Source organism: Kitasatospora sp. NPDC058063 (assembly GCF_042885395.1).
In the GTDB taxonomy this organism is placed as follows: domain Bacteria; phylum Actinomycetota; class Actinomycetes; order Streptomycetales; family Streptomycetaceae; genus Kitasatospora; species Kitasatospora lactacystinica.
In genome coordinates this window covers 19,108-37,940 of the sequence record NZ_JBHVSD010000039.1, presented here as the reverse complement: position 1 = coordinate 37,940, position 18,833 = coordinate 19,108, and the positions used below count along the sequence as shown (strand labels likewise).

Annotated in this window: 15 protein-coding genes; all 15 read left to right on the top strand. The window is 72.2% G+C overall.

The features are described from left to right. Nucleotides 1-5 precede the first annotated feature (5 nt). Nucleotides 6-1,271: a condensation domain-containing protein gene (locus ACFVUY_RS39920; RefSeq protein WP_387736939.1), complete on the top strand. Its 1,266-nt coding sequence runs from the start codon at nucleotides 6-8 to the stop codon at nucleotides 1,269-1,271. Nucleotides 1,272-1,481: 210 nt separating this feature from the next. Beyond that, on the top strand, nucleotides 1,482-3,218 hold the full coding sequence (locus ACFVUY_RS39915; RefSeq protein WP_387736938.1) for an ABC transporter transmembrane domain-containing protein: 1,737 nt from the start codon (nucleotides 1,482-1,484) through the stop codon (nucleotides 3,216-3,218). After that, nucleotides 3,215-4,972 (top strand): ABC transporter ATP-binding protein, encoded by a 1,758-nt coding sequence (locus tag ACFVUY_RS39910; RefSeq protein WP_387736937.1) that lies wholly within the window; start codon nucleotides 3,215-3,217, stop codon nucleotides 4,970-4,972. The genes ACFVUY_RS39915 and ACFVUY_RS39910 overlap by 4 nt, the downstream gene beginning before the upstream one ends. A 49-nt stretch (nucleotides 4,973-5,021) precedes the next feature. Then, complete coding sequence (locus ACFVUY_RS39905) at nucleotides 5,022-5,795, top strand: thioesterase II family protein (protein ID WP_387736936.1); 774 nt, start codon at nucleotides 5,022-5,024, stop codon at nucleotides 5,793-5,795. Between the two features lie 32 nt (nucleotides 5,796-5,827). Then, nucleotides 5,828-7,495, top strand: a complete 1,668-nt coding sequence (locus ACFVUY_RS39900; RefSeq protein ID WP_387736935.1) for a non-ribosomal peptide synthetase — start codon at nucleotides 5,828-5,830, stop codon at nucleotides 7,493-7,495. Continuing rightward, the gene (locus tag ACFVUY_RS39895; RefSeq protein ID WP_387736934.1) at nucleotides 7,492-8,187 is read left to right on the top strand and encodes a thioesterase II family protein; all 696 of its coding nucleotides are present in this window, start codon (nucleotides 7,492-7,494) and stop codon (nucleotides 8,185-8,187) included. Before ACFVUY_RS39900 ends, ACFVUY_RS39895 begins: the two co-directional genes overlap by 4 nt. Nucleotides 8,188-8,269: 82 nt before the next feature. Further along, complete coding sequence (locus ACFVUY_RS39890; protein WP_387736933.1) at nucleotides 8,270-9,466, top strand: cytochrome P450; 1,197 nt, start codon at nucleotides 8,270-8,272, stop codon at nucleotides 9,464-9,466. A 34-nt stretch (nucleotides 9,467-9,500) separates the two neighbouring features. Continuing rightward, nucleotides 9,501-9,683 carry a hypothetical protein gene (locus tag ACFVUY_RS39885; RefSeq protein ID WP_387736932.1) on the top strand — a complete coding sequence of 61 codons (183 nt, stop codon included), beginning with the start codon at nucleotides 9,501-9,503 and terminating at the stop codon, nucleotides 9,681-9,683. Beyond that, complete coding sequence (locus tag ACFVUY_RS39880) at nucleotides 9,683-11,404, top strand: amino acid adenylation domain-containing protein (RefSeq protein WP_387736931.1); 1,722 nt, start codon at nucleotides 9,683-9,685, stop codon at nucleotides 11,402-11,404. Before ACFVUY_RS39885 ends, ACFVUY_RS39880 begins: the two co-directional genes overlap by 1 nt. After that, nucleotides 11,404-12,132, top strand: a complete 729-nt coding sequence (locus ACFVUY_RS39875) for a hypothetical protein (RefSeq protein ID WP_387736930.1) — start codon at nucleotides 11,404-11,406, stop codon at nucleotides 12,130-12,132. Before ACFVUY_RS39880 ends, ACFVUY_RS39875 begins: the two co-directional genes overlap by 1 nt. A 76-nt stretch (nucleotides 12,133-12,208) precedes the next feature. Beyond that, on the top strand, nucleotides 12,209-12,874 hold the full coding sequence (locus ACFVUY_RS39870) for a 4'-phosphopantetheinyl transferase (protein ID WP_387736929.1): 666 nt from the start codon (nucleotides 12,209-12,211) through the stop codon (nucleotides 12,872-12,874). 58 nt (nucleotides 12,875-12,932) lie between these two features. Then, nucleotides 12,933-14,321: a condensation domain-containing protein gene (locus ACFVUY_RS39865; protein WP_387736928.1), complete on the top strand. Its 1,389-nt coding sequence runs from the start codon at nucleotides 12,933-12,935 to the stop codon at nucleotides 14,319-14,321. 36 nt (nucleotides 14,322-14,357) lie between these two features. Continuing rightward, on the top strand, nucleotides 14,358-14,573 hold the full coding sequence (locus ACFVUY_RS39860; protein WP_053690741.1) for an MbtH family NRPS accessory protein: 216 nt from the start codon (nucleotides 14,358-14,360) through the stop codon (nucleotides 14,571-14,573). Continuing rightward, nucleotides 14,570-15,322 carry a thioesterase II family protein gene (locus ACFVUY_RS39855; protein ID WP_387736927.1) on the top strand — a complete coding sequence of 251 codons (753 nt, stop codon included), beginning with the start codon at nucleotides 14,570-14,572 and terminating at the stop codon, nucleotides 15,320-15,322. The genes ACFVUY_RS39860 and ACFVUY_RS39855 overlap by 4 nt, the downstream gene beginning before the upstream one ends. A gap of 55 nt (nucleotides 15,323-15,377) precedes the next feature. After that, nucleotides 15,378-18,803 carry an amino acid adenylation domain-containing protein gene (locus ACFVUY_RS39850; protein WP_387736926.1) on the top strand — a complete coding sequence of 1,142 codons (3,426 nt, stop codon included), beginning with the start codon at nucleotides 15,378-15,380 and terminating at the stop codon, nucleotides 18,801-18,803. Nucleotides 18,804-18,833: the final 30 nt, after the last annotated feature.

Sequence of the window (18,833 nt, the reverse complement as noted above, 5' to 3'; positions counted from 1 at the left end):
GGGCAGTGACATACGGTCAGCTGTCGGTCCTGCGTTCGCTGGAGACACACGGCCCCGACCATCGGGCGGTCGCCAATCTGGTCAGTGTCTGGGAGGTGCCGTTCGGTCTCGGCGCGGCCCAAGTCATGGACGCCTGGCTCCAGTTGGTGGAGAAACACGACTCGCTGCGGACCACCTACGACCTGAGCGGCCCGACGCCGGCCCAGACGGTCCACCCGTACCGCCCGTCCCGGGTGGCCGCGCGGGAGCTGGCCGAGGACAGCTTCGCGGCGGCCCTGCGGCTGGGCGGCGAGGCGGCCGTCGAGCCGATCGACATCGAGACCGAGCTGCCGTGGCGCGCGTTCGTCACCACTCACCAGGGGGATGCGCTCCACCTGGTCACCGTGATCCACCACGTGGCGGCCGACAACGGTGCGCTGCGGGTGCTGGAGGAGCAACTCGGCGTCCTCCTGGAGGGCGGGGCGCTCGGGCCGGTGGTGCAGCCGCTGGACATGGCGCGGGAGCAGCAGGAGGAACCGGGCACCCGGAGCGTCCGGCACTGGACCGAGGCCTGGAGCCGGCTCGTCCCGGCGGACCGGGATCCGGCGGACGCCACCGAGCGACGCCGGGCATCGCTCTACAGCCCGGAGGGACTGACCGCCGCGCAGGAGCTCTCCGACCGGCTGAAGATCTCGGTCCAGTCGGTGGTGCTCGGCGTCGGCGCGCTCGCGCTGTCCCGGCTCAAGCGCACCGAGCGGATGACCTTCGCGCTGATGGCCGCCAACCGGCTCACCACCCGGTGGGTGCCGCTGGTCGGCTCGCTCAACCAGTTCGCCCCGGTGACCGTCACGGTCGACGAGGAGGCCCACCCGCTGGAGTACCTGAGGGCCTGCTACGTCCAGTCCATGGCGGCGTACATGAACGGCTGCTACGACGTCGACGCGCTGAAGGAGAGTCTCCGGGAGGCCGGCCTGCCGGAGACGGATCCCACCGCCTTCGCCAAGCACTACAACTTCCTCGGCGAGGTGGACGCCGAGCCGGCCGCCGGGTCCTCCCTGCGCACCGGGATCGAGTGGCGTCCGTCCACCCAGCGGTCGGGGCCGAACTTCCACCTGGCCGTGGCCACGGGGAAGGGAATCCTCATCGGAGTGGGCGCGAGCCGCGATTATCTCGACGGAAATCTCCCGGCCGTTCTCGCGGCGTCGATCGAGGCCGGTCTGATCAATATGTCCAAGGGGTTCGAGAAATCCCTGGCAGAAGTTTCACTGGAAAATACTTGGCGAATTCTCTGAAGGCAGAAGAATGCGGGGAGAAACGCTTCTTCTCCCCGCACTTCGGCATCCCTGGGCCTGGTCGAGCCAGTTCTAGAAGCCTGCGCAGATTCCCCGAAGCTGCTTCTTCATCATGACCACCTCCCGTCCGTGGCGACTATAGCCACAGGCGGTCGGGAGGTGGAAGGAAAATCTGGATATGGCCCAGGAAAGATGGTTAGGATTTCACTCATGACGGATTCGTACGCCGATCCGGGAACCCCGGACCACCGAAGTGCCGCGCGTTACCTGTGGTGGCTGACCATGAGTCAGCGCCGACGGGTGACGGGCGGTGCGGTGATCGGCACCCTCTGGATGGTCGGCCTCCTGCTGCCGCCGTACCTCATGCAGCGTGCCATCGACGACGGGCTCCAGCGGGGGAAGACCGGCGTCCTGGTCGGCTGGGTGGCGGCACTGGTCGGCGCCGCGCTGCTCAACGCATGGCTCGGCATCATGCGCCACCGCATCATGACCCGGGTCCGGATGGACGCCACCTTCCGGACCATCAAGGTTGTGGTCGCGCACTCCACCCGGCTGGGTGCCGAACTGCCCCGCAAGGTGACGGCCGGCGAGGTGGCCAGCATCGGCGTGGGCGACGTCGCGCAGATGAGCCAGACACTGACGATCACCGGCCCGGGCGTCGGCGCTGTCGTCGCGTACATCGTGGCGGCCGCGCTGCTGCTGTCGGTCTCCGTCACGCTCGCCCTCGTGGTCCTGCTGGGAGTGCCGCTGCTCGCGGTCGTGGTCGGACCGCTGCTGGAACGCCTCCAGGGCGCGGAGTCCAAGTACCGCGCGCAGCAGGGGGCGCTGACCGCCCGGCTCGGGGACATCGTCGGCGGCATGCGCGTACTCAACGGCATCGGCGGCAAGGACATGCTGGCCGGCCGCTACCTGCGCGGATCGCAGGACCTGCAGGCCGAGGGCTACCGGGTCGGCGCCGTCACCAGCTGGATCCAAGCGCTCTCGGTCGGCCTGCCCGCCCTCTTCCTCGCGTTGGTGACCTGGCTGGCCGCCCGGATGGCGGCCGAGGGCACCATCACGATCGGCACCCTGGTCGCCGTCTACGGCTACGTCGCCGTCCTGGTGGTACCGGTCTCCAACTTCATCGAGGGCGGATACGACCTCACCAGGGGTCTGGTCGCCGCTCGACGGGTCGTCCGGATGCTCGACCTGAAGCCCGCCTTCGAAGACGCCGCGACACTGCGACCGGCCCATGACGAGCCGTCGGCACTGCACGACGCCGACACCGGTGTGGAACTGGCCCCGGGCCGGCTGACCGCCATCGTGAGCGCTCGCCCGGCCGAATCCGCGGCCGTGGTCGACCGGCTCGGCCGGTACAGCGCATCCGCCGCGACCTGGGGCGGCGTGCCGCTCGCCGAGATCGCCCTGGCCGAGATCCGCAGGCGGATCGTGGTGGCGGACAACGACGCCGACTTCTTCTCCGGCGCGCTGCGCACCGTGGTCGACGGCCGGTCCGAGCACACCGGCCCGTCCATCGCCCAGGCCGTCCGAGACGCCGCGGCGGAGGACATCGTGCAGGCACTGCCCGACGGCCTGGACACCATGATCCAGGCCCAGGGCAGCAACCTCTCCGGCGGTCAGCGCCAACGGCTGCGGATGGTCCGCGCCCTGCTGGCGGACCCGGAGGTGCTCCTGCTGGTCGAACCCACCTCCGCCGTGGACGCCCACACCGAGGCCGCCATGGCCGCCGGCCTGCGCCGGGCGCGCACCGGGCGCACCACCGCCCTCACCTCGACCTCCCCCGTCCTCCTGGAGCAGGCCGACACCGTCTGCTACCTCGTCGACGGCCGTCTGGCGGCGGCCGGCCCGCACCAGGAACTGCTCGCGACAGAGCCCGGCTACCGCGCGCTGGTGGCTCGCGGCGAAACCGCCACCGAGTCCACGCCCGCCGAGGAGGCCGTCCGATGACCGCTCAGACCCAGACCGACCCCGGACGGCTCCCGATCGCCGGCCCCGCCGAGGTCCGCCGGGCCGCCGTGCGCCTGGTGGGGCAGGACGGCCGTGCCGTCGCCGCGATGCTGACCCTCAACGGACTGGCCGCGGCCGCCGGTCTGGGCGGCCCCTGGCTGCTGGGCCGGATCATCGACGACGTCCGGGGCGGCGCCGGCACCGGACACGTCGACCGACTCGCCCTCGGCATCCTCTGCTTCGCGCTCGCGCAGCTGCTCCTCGGACGCTTCGCCCGCTACGCCGCCCACCGCTTCGGCGAGCGGACCCTGGCACGGATCCGAGAGCGGTTCGTCGACCGCTCCCTCGCCCTGCCCGCTTCGGTGGCCGAACGCGCCGGCGTCGGCGACCTGCTGACGCGCGGCACCGCCGACGTCGCCACCGTCGGCTCCACCCTGCGCGACGCCGGGCCGGAGGTCTCCGTGGCGCTCGTCCAGATCCTCCTGATCCTGGTCGCCATGCTCGCGGTCAACCCGCTGCTCGGCATCTGCGGGCTGCTCTGCCTCTCCGGAATCTGGTTCGCCACCCGCTGGTACCTGCGCCGCGCACACACGGGTTACCTCGCCGAAGGCGCCGCCAACTCCGCGCTGATCGAGATCCTCACCTCCACCGCGACGGGGGCCCGCACCGTCGAGGCCCTGGGTCTCCAGGACCGCCGCATCGCCGCCACGGCCGAGGCGGTCGAGCACTGCCGGGCCACCCGCACCTACACCCTCAGCCTGCGCACCGTGCTCTTCCCCGTGGTCGAGTTCTCGTACATCGCCCCGGTCGCCGGCATCCTGCTGCTCGGCGCCGCCCTGCGCGACACCGGCGCGGTCACCACCGGCGCGGTGGTCGCCTGCGCCCTCTACTTCTGGAAGCTCTCCGAGCCGCTGGACAAGATCCTGCTCTGGCTCGACCAACTCCAGCGCAGCAACGCCTCCTTCGCCCGGGTCGAGGGCCTCGGCCGGATGGACGCCCCGGCCGTGACCGGCGGCGGCCGGCCCGAGGACGACCGGATCGACGTGGTCGACGTCCGGTACGCCTACCAGGGCGAGCGGGACGTCCTGCACGGCGTCGACCTCACCGTCCGTCCGGGCGAGCGGCTGGCGATCGTCGGCCCGTCCGGAGCCGGCAAGTCCACGCTGGGCCGGCTGCTGGCCGGGGCGGAGACGCCCCGCACCGGACGGGTGACCGTGGGGAAGGTGCCCGTCGCCGAGCTCGACCCGGCCCAGCTGCGCCGACACGTCGTCCTGGTCTCCCAGGAGCACCACGTCTTCCTCGGCACCGTCCGGGACAACCTCCTGATCGCCGCGCCCGCCGCGACCGACCAGGACCTGCACGCGGTGCTGGCCGCCGTCGACATCGACTGGGTCGACGAGCTGCCGGACGGGCTGGACACCGAACTCGGTGCCGGCGGGCTCCGTCCGAACGCCCAGCAGGCCCAGCAACTCGCCCTGGCCCGGGTGGTCCTGGCCGATCCGCACACGCTGATCCTGGACGAGGCCACCTCCCTGCTCGACCCGACCACGGCCCGGCACACCGAGCGCTCGCTGGCGGCCGTGCTCAAGGAACGCACCGTGATCGCCATCGCCCACCGCCTGCACACCGCCCGCGACGCGGACCGGATCGCGGTCATGGAAGGCGGCCGGGTGACCGAACTGGGCAGTCACGACGAGCTGTTGGCGGCCGGCGGCGGCTACGCCGCGCTCTGGAAGTCCTGGCACGGCGCCTGAGCGCGCCCCGGCCCTCCCGACCCCTCCCGACCCGTAGGAGCGGAACCCCATGCACCCGGCACCACCGCAGACCGCCCAGAGCTGGGTCCGGCCGATTCCCGGCCGGACCGAGCCCGGCGCCCTCCGGCTCTTCTGCTTCCCGTACGCCGGGGCAGGCGCCTCGGTCTTCCGGGGGTGGGGCGCCGGACTCCCGGAAGGAGTGGAGGCGTTCGCCGTGCAGCTCCCGGGTCGGGAGGACCGGTTCTTCGACCGGCCGATCGCGGACCTGGAAGAGCTGCTGGACGTCCTCCTCCCCGCCCTGCTCCCGTACCTGGACCGGCCGTTCGCCTTCTTCGGGCACAGCATGGGCGCCATCGTCAGCTGGGAGCTCGCCCGCAGGCTGCAGCGTGAGCAGGGGCTGGAGCCGGTCCGGATCACCGTGTCCGGCTGCCGGGCGCTACCGGCCCACGAGTCCAGGAAGCCGAGTGAACTCGACCTCTCCGACGAGGAGCTGATCAACGAGCTCCGCCGTCTCAACGGCACGCCGGAGGTGTTGCTGCAGAACCCGGACTTCGCCGCCTTCATCCTGCCGACCTTCCGGGCCGACCTCTCGCTGTTCGCCGGCTACGTCTACCGGCCGGGCGAGCTGCTCACCTGCCCCGTCTCGGCCTTCGGCGGTGACGCGGACCCCAGGGTCGCCGAGGAGCACCTCCAGGGCTGGGCCGAGCTGACCACCGGCCGGACCGAGGTGGAGGTCTTCCCCGGCGGCCACCTCTTCCTCAACGACGAACGGGAGGCCGTGCTCCGGAGCGTGTCCCGGGCGCTCCCGGCCGTCGGCCACTGACCAGTACTTCGTTTCGAACCCAGGGGGCTCGCGTGGAGACAGTGTGGAATGTCGTCCAGGCTCAGGTGGAGCGGACGCCCGAGGCCGTGGCCGCGCGGACGGCACGCACCTACACCTACCGTGACGTCGCCGCGCTGGCCGCAGACCTCGGCGAGCGGATAGCGGCGAAGGTCCGGCCGGGCTCCGTCGTGGCGCTCGACGCGTCCAGCCGGTTCAGCGGGGCCGTCGGCATCCTCGCCGCGAACGCCGCGGGCTGCGCCGTGCTGCCGCTCGACCGGCAGAGCCCGCCGGCCAGGCGGGCCCGGGTCCTCGACGACGCCCGCCCCGCCCTGCTGCTGCGCGAGCTGGCCGAGGGCGAGTTCGCCCTGGAGGGGAACGGACTTCCGTCACCGCCGAGGGAACCGGACCTGGGCGAGATCGCCTACATCCTGTACACCTCCGGCTCGACCGGGCAGCCCAAGGGCGTGATGGTGGGCCACGAGGCCCTGATCGACCGCCTCGCCGCCCTGGCCGAGCGGCCGGGGCTGGCGGCCGGCGAGAGCGTGCTGGCGATGGCCGCGCTGTCCTTCGACATCTCGCTGGTGGAGCTGCTCCTTCCACTGACCGTGGGGGCCTCCTTCACGGTGGTCCCGGAGGAGACCAGGGCGGATCCGCTCGCCTTCGCGGAGCTGGTGGCGGCGGCCGCGCCGGACGTCGTCCAGGCCACCCCCAGCTTCTGGCGGATGCTCACGGCCTCCGCCTGGAAGGGTGCGCCCGGCAGCCGGCTGTGGACCGGCGGAGAGACGCTCACCCCGAGCCTCGCCCGGGAGCTGCTGCCGCGGTGCGGTGAACTCTGGAACGTGTACGGCCCGACCGAGGGAGTCCTCTGGTCCACGGCGGCGCGGGTGGACTCCGCCGAGCGGATCTCGCTCGGCGAGCCGGTGGCCGGGGTGGGCCTGCTCACCGACGAGAGCGGCGAACTCCTGCTCTACGGGGAGGGGCTGGCGCACGGCTACCTCAACCGGGAGGAGCTGACGGCTGAGCGTTTCCTGCACAGCGACACCCCCGACGGCCGCCGCCGCGTCTACCGCACCGGGGACCGGGTCGCACGGGGGCCGGACGGCGCACTGGAGTTCCTCGGCCGCCTGGACAGCCAGGTCAAGCTGCGCGGACACCGGATCGAGCTGGGCGAGGTGGAGGCCGTCCTGGAGGATCACCCGGAGGTCTCGCAGGCCGTCGTGCTGGTCCAGGACGCCGACCGGCCCGACACCGCGGCGCTGGTGGCCTTCGTGGTGCAGCGCGCCGAGGCGGACCTCCGGGGCTGGTTGAAGGACCGGCTGCCGTCGAGCCACCACCCCGCCAGGATCACCGCCCTGTCCGCGCTGCCCCGCACCACCACGGGAAAGGTGGACCGGATCGGGCTGGCGGCCGGCCCGGCCGCCGGCGACCGGGCGGTGCAGGCCGCCGAAACGCCCGCCGCAGCGCCCCCGGGGGACGTCCGGGCACTCGTGGCCGAGGCGTGGCGGCAGACGCTCGCCGCGGACTCCGTCGACGAGGACACCAACTTCTTCGACGCCGGCGGCAATTCGGTTCTCCTGACGGTGCTCCAGAAGCGGCTCGCCGACGGCCTCGACATCCGGGTGCCGATCAAAGAGATCTTCCGGCACCCGACCGTCGCCTCGCTGACCGACCACATCCTCCGTACGGAGACACCCGAGTGAACCTCTACTGCATTCCTTACGCCGGGTGCTCGGCACGCGTCTACGACCCGTGGCAGCGGCACCTGCCGGACCGCGTCACCGTCGTGCCGCTGGAGCTCCCCGGCCGGGGCTCACGCTGCGTGGAGGAGCCGATCGACGAGCTGGCAGCCCTGCTCGCGGACCTGTACCAGCAGCTCGACCCGACCTCGCCGTACGTGCTGTTCGGCCACAGCTACGGAGCTGTGATCGCCTTCGAGCTGGCCAAGCTGCTCCGCTCCAAGGGCGCTCCGGAGCCGTCGGCGCTGCTGGTCTCGGCCAGCCGCGCACCCCGGCTGCCGGCCGTCGACGCGGACAGCCACCGACTCTCCGACGCCGAACTCGTCGAGCGACTGGCCGCGCTGGGCGGGACTCCGAAGGAGCTGCTGGAGAACGAGGAGCTGATGGAGATCTACCTCCCCGTCATCCGCGCCGACTACCGGATCATCGGCGAGTACGGCACCGGCACCCCGGGCACGGTCGGCTGCCCGGTCGTGGCGTTCTACGGGGACACGGACGACGAGGCGGACCGGTCCTCGGTCGAGGCGTGGGCGGACTACACCGACGGCCCCTTCCGAGTCGAGGAAATCCGCGGCGACCACTTCTTCCTGCACTCCGCCGAGCGTGAGCTCGTGGCCGCCGTCGAGGCGGTCTGTTCGAAGGGGGAGCCGTGCTGAGTCCGGCCGCCGCACCGGTGACCCCCGGCCAGTTGCCGGTCGCCCCGCCGCGCCGGGTCGACCAGAACCCGGAGAGTGCCAAGTGACCGTGACACAGGCCCCACGCTGCCCCTACCGCGACGACGACCGTCCGGCGGCCGACCCCTGCGCGGACTACCTCCCGCTGCGGGAGGAGGAGCCGGTCCGCTGGGACGAGGACCTGGAGGTGTGGATCGTCTCCGGGTTCCGCGAGACGACGGCCCTGCTGCGGCACCCCGCTCTGTCGGCCGCCTGGCCGCAGCGGGGCACCACCACCCTGCACCGGGAGGGCGAGGGCGGGGAGCGGGCCGCAGAGGTCGTGCGCAGGTGGTTCATGTTCAACGACGACCCCGAGCACGCGGCGGCCCGCCGGGTCGTCGCGCCGCTCTTCGCGGCCGACCGACTCGCCGCGATGCGTCCCGTCGTCGAAGAGCTCGTCGACGAGCTCCTGGCGGGGCGCACCGACGGGCTGGAGGTGATGGCGGAACTCGCCGTCCCGCTCTCCAGTCGGGTCATCTGCCGGATCCTGGGCCTGCCCGGGGAGGTCGCGCCCCGGCTGCACGACTGGGCGCCCGACATCGCGGCGCTGCTGATGGCGGACTACCTGCCGCAGGTCAGGACCAGGGGTCATCGCGCCCTGCGGGAAATCGCGGACGTGGTGGACGAGGCCCTGCGCTCGGAGGTCCGCGAGGGCACCGGGCTCCGGCTGCTGCGCGACGCCCGCCAGAGGGGCGTCATCGAGGCCGCCGACGTCTGGGCCACGGCGAGCCTGCTGATCTACGCCGGGTACGAGACCACCTCGACCTTCATCGGCAAGGCCGTTCGGGCCGCGCTGCACGCCGATGCCTGGGCCGACCTGCGAAGCGGTGAACCGGGCCCGGTGGTCGACGAGCTGCTCCGTTTCGACACCTCGGTCCAGCAGGTGGCCCGGGTGGCCACCGCGCCGGTGGAGGCGGCCGGTCACCTGATCGCGGAGGGGGATCTCGTCCTGCTGATGCTCGGCGTGGCCAACCGCGACCCGGCCGTCTTCGCCGACCCGGACCTCCTGGACTACGACCGCGAGATCAGGCGGCACCTCACCTTCGGCTTCGGCGCGCACTACTGCCTGGGGGCGGGGCTGGCGCGGATGGAGTCCGAGATCGTACTGGAGCGCCTCGCCGGCAGGTGGGCGGATCTCGCCCTCGACGGGCCGCCGGTGACGAGGCAGCACTTCGGCGTGACCCTCCTGGAACGCCTGGCCGTGCGCGGCACGGCCTCCTGACGGCCGACCGCACATCCCCGAAAGGAGAGTTGGGATGACACGAGTGACGAGCGGCTCCCCGGAGTCGGCGGACAGCCTCATCGGCGGTGAGCGGGTGTCGCGGCACCACCTCCGCCGGTTCCTCGCCCACCAGGACCACCGGGGCGACAGGGACGTGGTGGAGCGCGCCGCCCGGGCGGACCGGGAACTGCTTGCCGGGGACAGGAGTGGTCTGTGATGCAGGGCATCGTGAACGAACCGACGGTGGTCCGGATGCTCGGCGCGATCGTCGATGCGCATCCGGACGCGGTTGCGGTCGAGTGCGGCGAGCAGAAGCTCACCTACCGCCAGTTCTGGGACGCGGCCGCCGCGGTGGCCGGACGCATACGGCAGGCCGAGGGCCACCGGAGCGGTTGCCTCGTCGGCCTGCTCTTCGAGCGCGGCATCGAGGGCATCGTGGCGCAGCTCGGAAGCTGGCTCGCGGGTGCCGCGTACCTGCCGCTCGACCCGGCACTGCCGGACGGCCGGGTGGAGGCGATCCTGCACGACGCCCGGCCGGTGGCCGTGCTCGCGCAGGAGGGGCTCGCCGGACGGGTGCCCGCGGGTGTTCCGGTACTCGACAGCACCGGGGCGGCCCCGGCCCCGGTGCCGCCGGTGCCGCCGGGCCCGCCGGCCTACGTCATCTACACCTCCGGTTCGACCGGTACGCCCAAGGGCGTCGAGGTCGGCCACGCGGGCCTGGCGAACCTGGTGTCCTGGCACCGGGAGACCTACGGCACCCGGCCCGGGGTACGGGTCGCGGCCTTCGCCGGGCTGGGGTTCGACGCCACGGTCTGGGAGGTCTGGGCGGCTCTCGCGAGCGGGGCGACGCTGGTGCTGCCGACCGAGCGGCTGATCGTCGACAGCGCGGTGATCGCCGAGTTCATCGAGCGGAGCGCCATCACGCACTGCTTCCTGAGCACCCCGCTCGCCGAGCAGCTGTTCGCCCTCCCGGCCCCGCCCGTCGGCCTGGCCGTCCTGCTGACCGGCGGGGACCGTCTTCGGGTGAGCCCGCCGGCCGGCTTCCCCGCCGCGGTCTTCAACCACTACGGGCCGACCGAGGCCACCGTGGTGACCACCGCCAGCGCGGACCTGCGCCGCTGCCCCACCGAGGGCGCGCCGGTGATCGGACGCCCCATCGCCGGCGCGAAGGTCCGGCTGGTGGATGCCGACGGGGTCGAGGTCGCCGAGCCCGGTGTGCCCGGGGAACTGCTGATCGGAGGCGACGTCCTGGCCTTCGGCTACCGGGGCGACCCGGAGCTCACCGGCCGCAGGTTCGTCGCCGACCGGGACGGGAACCGCTGGTACTCCTCCGGCGACCTCTGCCGCTGGACGGCCGACGGCGAGCTGGAGTTCGTCGAGCGGCGGGACGCCCAGGTCAGCATCCGCGGCCACCGGGTGGAGCCGGCCGAGGTCGAGCAGGAGATCCTGGCCGTTCCCGGAGTGGACCAGGCGGCCGTCGTCCACGTGCCGGACCAGGACGGCGGATCGCTGCGCGCCTTCTTCTGCGGCGAGGCCGAGCCGGGCGACATCCGCGCCGCACTGACCGGTCGGCTGCCCGCGTACATGCTCCCCGCCGGGCTGCACCGGCTCGTCGCGATGCCGCTGACACCCAACGGCAAGATCGACCGGAAGGCCCTGCCGGACACCCCGGCCGCAGCCGCAGCCGCGGCCGAGCCCTCGCCCCTCGGCGCCACCGAGGCGCGGATCGCCGAGATCTGGTCCGAGCTGACCGGGAACGTTCCCCGCTCCGGGGACAGCTTCTTCGAGATCGGTGGGCACTCGCTGATCGCCGCCCGGGCGGTGTCCCGGACGCGTGAGCAGTTCGGCATCAAGATCGGGCTGCAGGCCATCTTCAACCATCCGGTCCTCGCGGACTTCTCCGCCGAGGTCGACGAAGCCGTCAGGAGTGCAGAGTGATGCAGGACCAACGGCCCCTCGTGATACTGGAGTTCGGGAACGAGGTGCCCCGGAGGACCTTCGGCGCCGTCCTGCCCGACGGCTGGCGGGAGCGGACCCTCAGGATCGACCCGTTGCACTACCCCGGCCTCGCCGACGGAGCCGTCGGGACGGCCGAGCAGGCCGCCCACTGGGCCGGGCGGATCACCGCCGCCGGGCCGCTCCCGGTCGCGGTGCTGGCCTACTGTTCGGCCGTCGGCCTGGCCGCGGCGCTGGTGGAGGCGCTGCCCGGGCCGGACGTCCCGCTCATCGTGCTCGACCCGGCACCGGCCGATCCCAAGACTCCTCAGGAACTGCTGGACGACCTCGCCCTGGCCATGGACGAGTCCGCCGAGGTGCCCACGATCACCGGCCTGCCGCCCGGTGACGCGCTCACCCTGGCCGGCTCCTTCCTGCTCTCGGTGATCACCGGCTGCTCGCCCGGGCTCGACGAGGAGATCCTGGTCGAACTGACCGAGGGGCAGCGGGCCTGGCTCAGCTTCACCCTGACCGCGGCGGTGCCCCCGCAGGCCCCGCCGGCTCCCACCCACGTCCTGCTGAGCGAGGCGCTCGACTGGCCGGGCTCCGGGGCGGTGCACCGGGTCGACGTGACGGCGGAGGAGCTGTTCCACGCACCCGCCGTGAAGGACCTGCTCACCGACCTGCTGGCCACCGGGGAGAAGGAGGAGCCGTGCAGCCCGCCCGCGTAGAGCGTGACGCCGTCGACGTACCCACCCCGGAAGCGGTGGACGCCGTGACGGCCGAACTCGACGGGGCTGCCTCGTGATGACCCTCCTGCCGCCCGGGGTGGAGGTCGAGGAGGCCTACGGTGATCTGCCCGACGTCCCGCTGCAGCCGGGGGAGGCCGAGGCGGTCGCCCGGTCACCGGTCGCCAGGCGCCGCGAGTTCGCCACCGTCAGGCACTGCGCCCGAACCGCCCTCGGCCGGCTCGGCATCCCCCCGGCCCCGATCCTCCGGGGCACGGCGGGGGCACCGCGGTGGCCGTGCGGCGTGGTCGGCAGCATGACCCACTGCCCGGGCTACCGGGCGGCCGTGGTCGCCCGGGCCGGGGCATACCGCTCCCTCGGCATCGACGCGGAGGTCCACCGGCCGCTGCCCGACGGGGGCCTGCGCCTGATCACGTCGCAAGCCGAACGGCGCCACCTCGCGGAACTCCTCCACCGGGACGCGCAGGTCCACTGGGGCACGCTGCTCTTCGCCGTCAAGGAGAGCGTCTACAAGGCGTGGTACCCCCTGGGCGGCACCGTGCTCGACTTCGCCGACGCCGAAGTCGTCCTCGACCCGGAGAACGGGACCTTCACCGCCCGGCTGACGGCTTCGGAGGCGACGGCCGACGGGGCCGGCCCGGTCTTCTTCGAGGGGCGGTGGCGGGTGGCGGACGGGCTGGTCCAGGCCGCGAGCGCCGTTCCGGGTCGGCCGTGCACGTCCTGAACCGGTTACGTCGGTCCGGGTGTCCCGTAAACCATTGATGTGAGGATTGGCTGGCCAAGTGGAAGACCCCGACGATTTCGAGGGTGACAGGGCCTGGTTCGAACTGTGGAACGGCCAAAGGGGGTTGTGGCTCCAGCATCAGCTGGACGAGGGCCGGGAGGAATCCAACCTTCCGTACTGGCAGCACTTGTACGAGGTGGTGGACATCGTCGCCGTACGCCGTGCCGCCGCCTTCCTGATGGACCGGCACCAAGCGCTGCGGCTGTCCTTCCGGGACACTCCGGAGGGTCCGCGCCAGCGTGTCCTGCCCGGGTTCGACCTGGACGTGCCGCTCGTCGACCTGACCGGCGAGGCCGATCCGACGGCCGAACTGAATCGGCGCGTCCGGGCCGAGAACGCGACCCCCTTCGACGAACTCGCCACCCCGCCGGTGCGGCTCAAGGTGTTCAAGCTGGCCGCCGACCACCACTGCCTCCACGTGAACGTGCACCACATCATCGCGGACGGCACCAGTATGGGCATCCTCATACGCGAACTGCTGCTCTGCTACCGAGCCTTCGCCGCGGACGGAGAGCCGCAGCTGCCCCCGCTCCCGACGACCTACGACGCCTTCGTGCGGGGTCGGCGGGAGTGGCTGGCGAGCGACCGGAGCAAGGCCATGGAGGTGTACTGGCTCGACCAGCTGGCCGCCCCGCTGCCGCGGCTGCGCATCGGGGACTACGACGCTCCCGCCGACGCGGTGGTGAACGAGACGCTGGAGTTCGACGTCGAGGCCGACACGGCCGCAGGGGTGGCGGCACTGGTCAAGAAGCTGCGCGTCACGCCGCACATCCTGCTGCTCAGCGCCTACGCGGTCGCGTTGCGGGACATCAGCGCCGACGACGACATCGTGGTCTGCGTCCCGTTCTCCGGCCGGGACACCATGGAGTTGAACGGCATGTTCGGCAGTTTCGTCAACCCGCTCTCCGTCCGGGTGCGGATGTCGGGCGCGGACCCCTTCGAGGAGGTCGTGCGCCGGACCAGGGCCGTGAGCATCGGCGCCTACGCGCACAGCCGTTACCCGTTCACCCTGCTGCTCGAGAAGCTCGATGCGGAATCCCGACCCGGCCGGAACCCGGTCTTCTCGACCTCCTTCCAGTTCGCGGACTTCCTGCCCCCGGCCCGGCAGACCTCGCAGCTCGACCTCTGCCTGTTCGGCAAGCCGGACGGCGACCGGCTCGGTCTGCGGCTCAACTACAACTCCCGACGGCTGGCGAAGTCCGAGGCCGAGGAGGTCCGGTCGGCCTTCCTGGCCGTCCTGCGGACGGTCGTCGAGGACTCGACGGTCCCGCTGGCCGCCCTGGCGGAGCCGCTGGCGCGGGCCCGGCGGGCGGCGCGGACCGTACCCGCCGGCCGTCGCCGGCTGGGCGCCCTGCGAGCCTCCCGGCCCGGGACACCGAACGCCTGAGCCGGTATCGCGCCATCTCACCGAAAGGAAGGGCCCATGGACGGACAGCGTGACGACGACGGCTATGTCGTCGTGATCAACTCCGAGGAGCAGTACTCCATCTGGCCGCAGGGCCGCGAGCTGCCCGCCGGCTGGCGGGAGACGGGCGAGCGGGGCTCGAAGGAGGCCTGTCTCGCGCACGTCGACGAGGTGTGGACGGACATGCGTCCGCTGACCCTGCGCCGGGAGATGGCGGGCGGGACCGGCCGATGAGGGTGACGGTCAGGCCGCTCGCCGAGCGGCCGCAGGCGGCCACGCGGCTGTTCTGCTTCCCGTACGCCGGCGGCGGCGCCTCGGTGTTCCGCGACTGGGCCGCCGCCCTGCCCGCCGACATCGAACCGTGGTCGGTACAACTTCCGGGCAGAGAAGACCAGTTGGGCGCCCAGCCGTTCGACCGGATGGGCTCGGTGCTCAACGCCCTGGTGCCCTCGGTCATCCAGCACCTGGACCGTCCCTTCGCCTTCTTCGGGCACAGCATGGGCGCCCTGGTGGCCTGGAACCTCACCCGCACCCTGCAGCGGATGGAGATCGGCTCACCCACCCGGCTGTTCGTCTCGGGGTGCGTACCGCCCCAGGCCCGGGAGGAGACCGCGCACCACGCCGGCCCGGAGAAGGAACTGATCGGGAAACTGCGCTCCTGGTCCGCGACACCGGAAGCGGTTCTGGCGGACCCGGAACTGATGCGCCTGATGCTCCCGGTGATCCGGGCCGACCTCGCGGTGATCGAGACCTACCGGTTCACCGACGGGCCGCTGCTGACCTGCCCGGTCACGGCGTTCGGCGGGACCGAGGACGATCCCGCGGGCATCGCGGCGATGCCGCGCTGGGGCGAGCTCACGGCCGGCGGCTTCGACCTGCGGATGTTTCCCGGCGGCCACTTCTTCCTGCACTCCGCCCGTCCGGCCGTGCTCGCCGAGATCGCCGGGCGGCTCGCCGCCGTGCCCCGGCAGAGCGGTCACTGACCCGAAGCCCTTCGAAACAACCATCCTCTCGATCGACGGATTTAGGTGGAACGACATGTCGCAGCGGTCCGTGATGGACGTCGTCTCGGATGTGTGGACGGCTGTCCTGCACACCGAGATATCCGGTCCTGACGCCAACTTCTTCGCGCTGGGCGGAAACTCACTGCAAGGTGCCAGGGCGATCAGCCGGCTGCGCGAGGAGCTGGGCATCCGGATTCCGCTCAGCGTGCTCTTCGACGCACAGACCCTCGTCGAGCTGACCGCGGCCATCGAGGCGATGCGGGAGACGGAGCCCGGAGCGGAACAGACCATCGCGCCGTTCGACGGGCGCTCGGGCGAGGTCTTCCACGCGCCCACCTCGTTCACCCAGCAGCGGCTGTGGGTCGACGAGCACATCCAGGGTCCGAGCTCCCGCTACAACATCCCGATGGCGCACGAGCTCGTGGGCCCGCTCGACATCACGGCCCTGGGGCAGGCCGTCCAGGAGCTGGTCGACCGGCACGAGGTCTTCCGCACCACCATCGAGGCGGTCGACGGCATCCCCGAGCAGGTGATTCAGGCCGAGGCCGAATTGCCGCTGACCGTGGTCGACCTCCGGGACGAGCCGGAGGAGAAGCAGGAGCAGGTCCTGGCCGGCCTGCTCCTCGACTCCGCCCAGCGGCCGTTCGACGTGGAGCGGGGGCCGCTGCTCCGGGTCGAGCTGTACCGGCTGGACGAGGACTGGCACGTCCTGCTCATCAACCTGCACCACATCATCACCGACGTGCACTCCTTCGAACTCGCCATGGCCGAGCTGCTGGAGCTCTACGCCGCCGCCGCCGACGGCGGGATCCCGGCGGCCGCGAAGCCGCCGGTGCAGTACGCCGACTACGCCGCCTGGCAGCGGCGCACGGTCACCGGGACCGCGCTCGAACGCCAACTGGACCACTGGAAGGACCGGCTGCGCGGCCCGCTCCCCGTGCTGGACCTTCCGACCGACCTGCCGCCCCGGGAGACCGGCACGAGCCAGGGGGCGTCGGTGGACATCGAGCTGCCCCGAGCGGTGTCGCGCAGGATCCGCGAGCTGTCCAGGGAGCACAACGCCACTCCGTTCATGACCATGTTCACGCTGCTCAACGTGCTGCTCAGCCGGTACAGCGGCCAGACGGACATCGTGGTCGGCATCCCCAGCGCCAACCGTGATCTGCCGGAGCTCGAGTCCATGCTCGGGTGCTTCCTCAACACCCTCGCCGTGCGCAGCGACCTGTCCGGCGACCCGACGCTGGCCGAGCTGCTCGGCCGGGTCCGGGGCAGGGTCCTGGAGGCCTTCGCCCACCAGGACGTCCCCTACGAGCGGGTGGTCAACGCGGTCTCGACCGACCGTTCCTCCCGGCAGGGGCCGTTCCGGGTCATGCTGGCCTACCAGCACGCGGTCCCGGCGCCGGAGCTGGCCGGGATCACCGTCAACGACGTCGAGTTGGGCCTGAACCTGAAGGCGGTCAAGTTCGACCTGGTGTTCCGGGTCGTCGAGACCGAATTCACCTACCGCCTCGCGGTCGACTACAACACCGACCTGTTCCTCGAGGACAAGGCCTGGCGCATCCTCGACCACCTGGCCGTGCTCGCGGCCGACGCGGTGGCCGCTCCCGCCAAGCGCCTCTCCGAGCTCACCATCCTTCCCGAGGAGGAGCGCCGTCAGCTCGAGGAGTGGTCCACCGCCCGCTGCGGTCCTTACCCCACGGACCTCTTCCTGCACCGGCTGTTCGAGGCGCAGGCGCTCAGGACCCCGGACGCGGACGCGGTGGAGAGCGGCGACGAGCGGGTCGGCTACCACGAACTCGACCGCAGAGCATCCCGCTTGGCCGACGAGCTGACGGCGCGCGGCATCGGCACCGACGATCTGGTCGGCCTGTGCGCGGACCCGTCGGTGGACCTCATCGTCGGCATCCTCGGCATCCTGAAGTCCGGTGCCGCCTACGTGCCGATCGATCCGCTCGCCCCCGTCGACCGGATGTCGTACGCCGTCGCGGACAGCGGGATGAGGATCCTGGTCACCACCCCGGAACTGCGGGACCAGCTGCCGACGGCCGTCCTGGAGAGCGTGGACGTGGTGAGCACCGCGCAGGACGGCGTGCAGGACGGCGCCCGGGGCGGCGCCCCGGGGTCCGCGCTGCACCCCTCGCAGCTGGTGTACCTGATGTACACGTCCGGGACCACCGGCCGGCCCAAGGGCGTCGGCCTGCCGCACACCGCGATCACCCCGTGGATCCAGTGGGCCCAGGACATCCGTCCGATCGGGCCCGGCACCCGGGTGGTGCACAACCTCTCCTACCACTTCGACTGGTCCGTCGAGCAGATGTTCCACGCACTGACCGCAGGCGCCTGCCTGGTCATGCTGCCCCGCGAGGTCAAGGCCGACGGCCGGGCCACCGCCCGGTTCATCAACGAGCGGTCGATCCACATGCTGTACCTGACGCCGACCCAGATGCGCGGCATCACCGACGCCGGCCTCGACATGCCGACGCTGCGGCACGTGTCCATGGGCGGCGAGAACCTGGACGCCGACCTGGTCGCGCGGACCCGTGCGGTCGTCTCCGCCGGGTGCGAGATCTGGAACGAGTACGGGCCGACGGAGACCGCGGGCGCGGCCCTGGTCGGCCGGATGGGCGACGAGCCGCTGGAGCGCAGCTCCATGCCGCTGGGTGAGCTGATCGCCAACGCCTCCTGCGCGGTGGTCGACCGCTGGGGGAACCCGCAGCCCATCGGCGTGCCCGGCGAGCTCTGGATCGGCGGTGACGGCGTCGCCCGCGGCTACCGCAACCAGCCCGCCCTGACCGCCGACCGGTTCGCCCCGGACCCGGCCCGGCCCGACCGGCGCCTCTACCGCACGGGCGACCTGGTGCGCCGCCTGCCCAACGGGGAGATGGAGTTCCTGGGCCGGGTCGACAACCAGGTCAAGATCCGCGGCGTGCGGGTCGAGCTGGAGGAGATCGAATCGGTGCTGCGCGGTCACCCGGAGGTGGCGAACGCCGTGATGGTCCTGGAGCCCGACCAGCGGCTGGTCGCCCACGTGGTCAGGACACCGGGCAGCGGGCTCGACGAGGCCGCGCTCCGTGCCCACCTCGCCCCGAAGCTGCCCATCGTCATGCAGCCGGCCGTCTTCATGTGGCTCGAAGCCATGCCGCTCTCCCCGACCGGCAAGGTGGACCGCGGGCGGCTGCCCCGACCCGAGCCGATTCCCGTGCTCGCGACGGCCGTGACGCCGCCGAGCACGGAGACGGAGCGCACCGTCGCGGCGGCCTGGGCGGAGGTGCTCGGGTTCGCCGAGGTGGACGTGCGGGCCAACTTCTTCGAGGCCGGCGGGGACTCGTTCTCCCTGCTGGCGGTCGTCAGCCGACTGCGGGCCGAGCTCGAGCTGGACATCCCGGTGCGCGCCCTGGTCGACACGCCGACCGTCGAGACGCTGGCCGCGCACATCGAGGCACTGCGCCGGGCGGCCTGACATCCGCCCCTCCGAGCCGTGGCGGTCGCG

Coding starts and splice junctions, on each gene's coding strand:
- ACFVUY_RS39915 (WP_387736938.1), top strand. CDS start 1,482: ATGACGGATTCGTACGCCGATCCGGGAACCCCGGACCACCGAAGTGCC.
- ACFVUY_RS39910 (WP_387736937.1), top strand. CDS start 3,215: ATGACCGCTCAGACCCAGACCGACCCCGGACGGCTCCCGATCGCCGGC.
- ACFVUY_RS39905 (WP_387736936.1), top strand. CDS start 5,022: ATGCACCCGGCACCACCGCAGACCGCCCAGAGCTGGGTCCGGCCGATT.
- ACFVUY_RS39885 (WP_387736932.1), top strand. CDS start 9,501: ATGACACGAGTGACGAGCGGCTCCCCGGAGTCGGCGGACAGCCTCATC.
- ACFVUY_RS39880 (WP_387736931.1), top strand. CDS start 9,683: ATGCAGGGCATCGTGAACGAACCGACGGTGGTCCGGATGCTCGGCGCG.
- ACFVUY_RS39875 (WP_387736930.1), top strand. CDS start 11,404: ATGCAGGACCAACGGCCCCTCGTGATACTGGAGTTCGGGAACGAGGTG.
- ACFVUY_RS39870 (WP_387736929.1), top strand. CDS start 12,209: ATGACCCTCCTGCCGCCCGGGGTGGAGGTCGAGGAGGCCTACGGTGAT.
- ACFVUY_RS39860 (WP_053690741.1), top strand. CDS start 14,358: ATGGACGGACAGCGTGACGACGACGGCTATGTCGTCGTGATCAACTCC.
- ACFVUY_RS39855 (WP_387736927.1), top strand. CDS start 14,570: ATGAGGGTGACGGTCAGGCCGCTCGCCGAGCGGCCGCAGGCGGCCACG.
- ACFVUY_RS39850 (WP_387736926.1), top strand. CDS start 15,378: ATGTCGCAGCGGTCCGTGATGGACGTCGTCTCGGATGTGTGGACGGCT.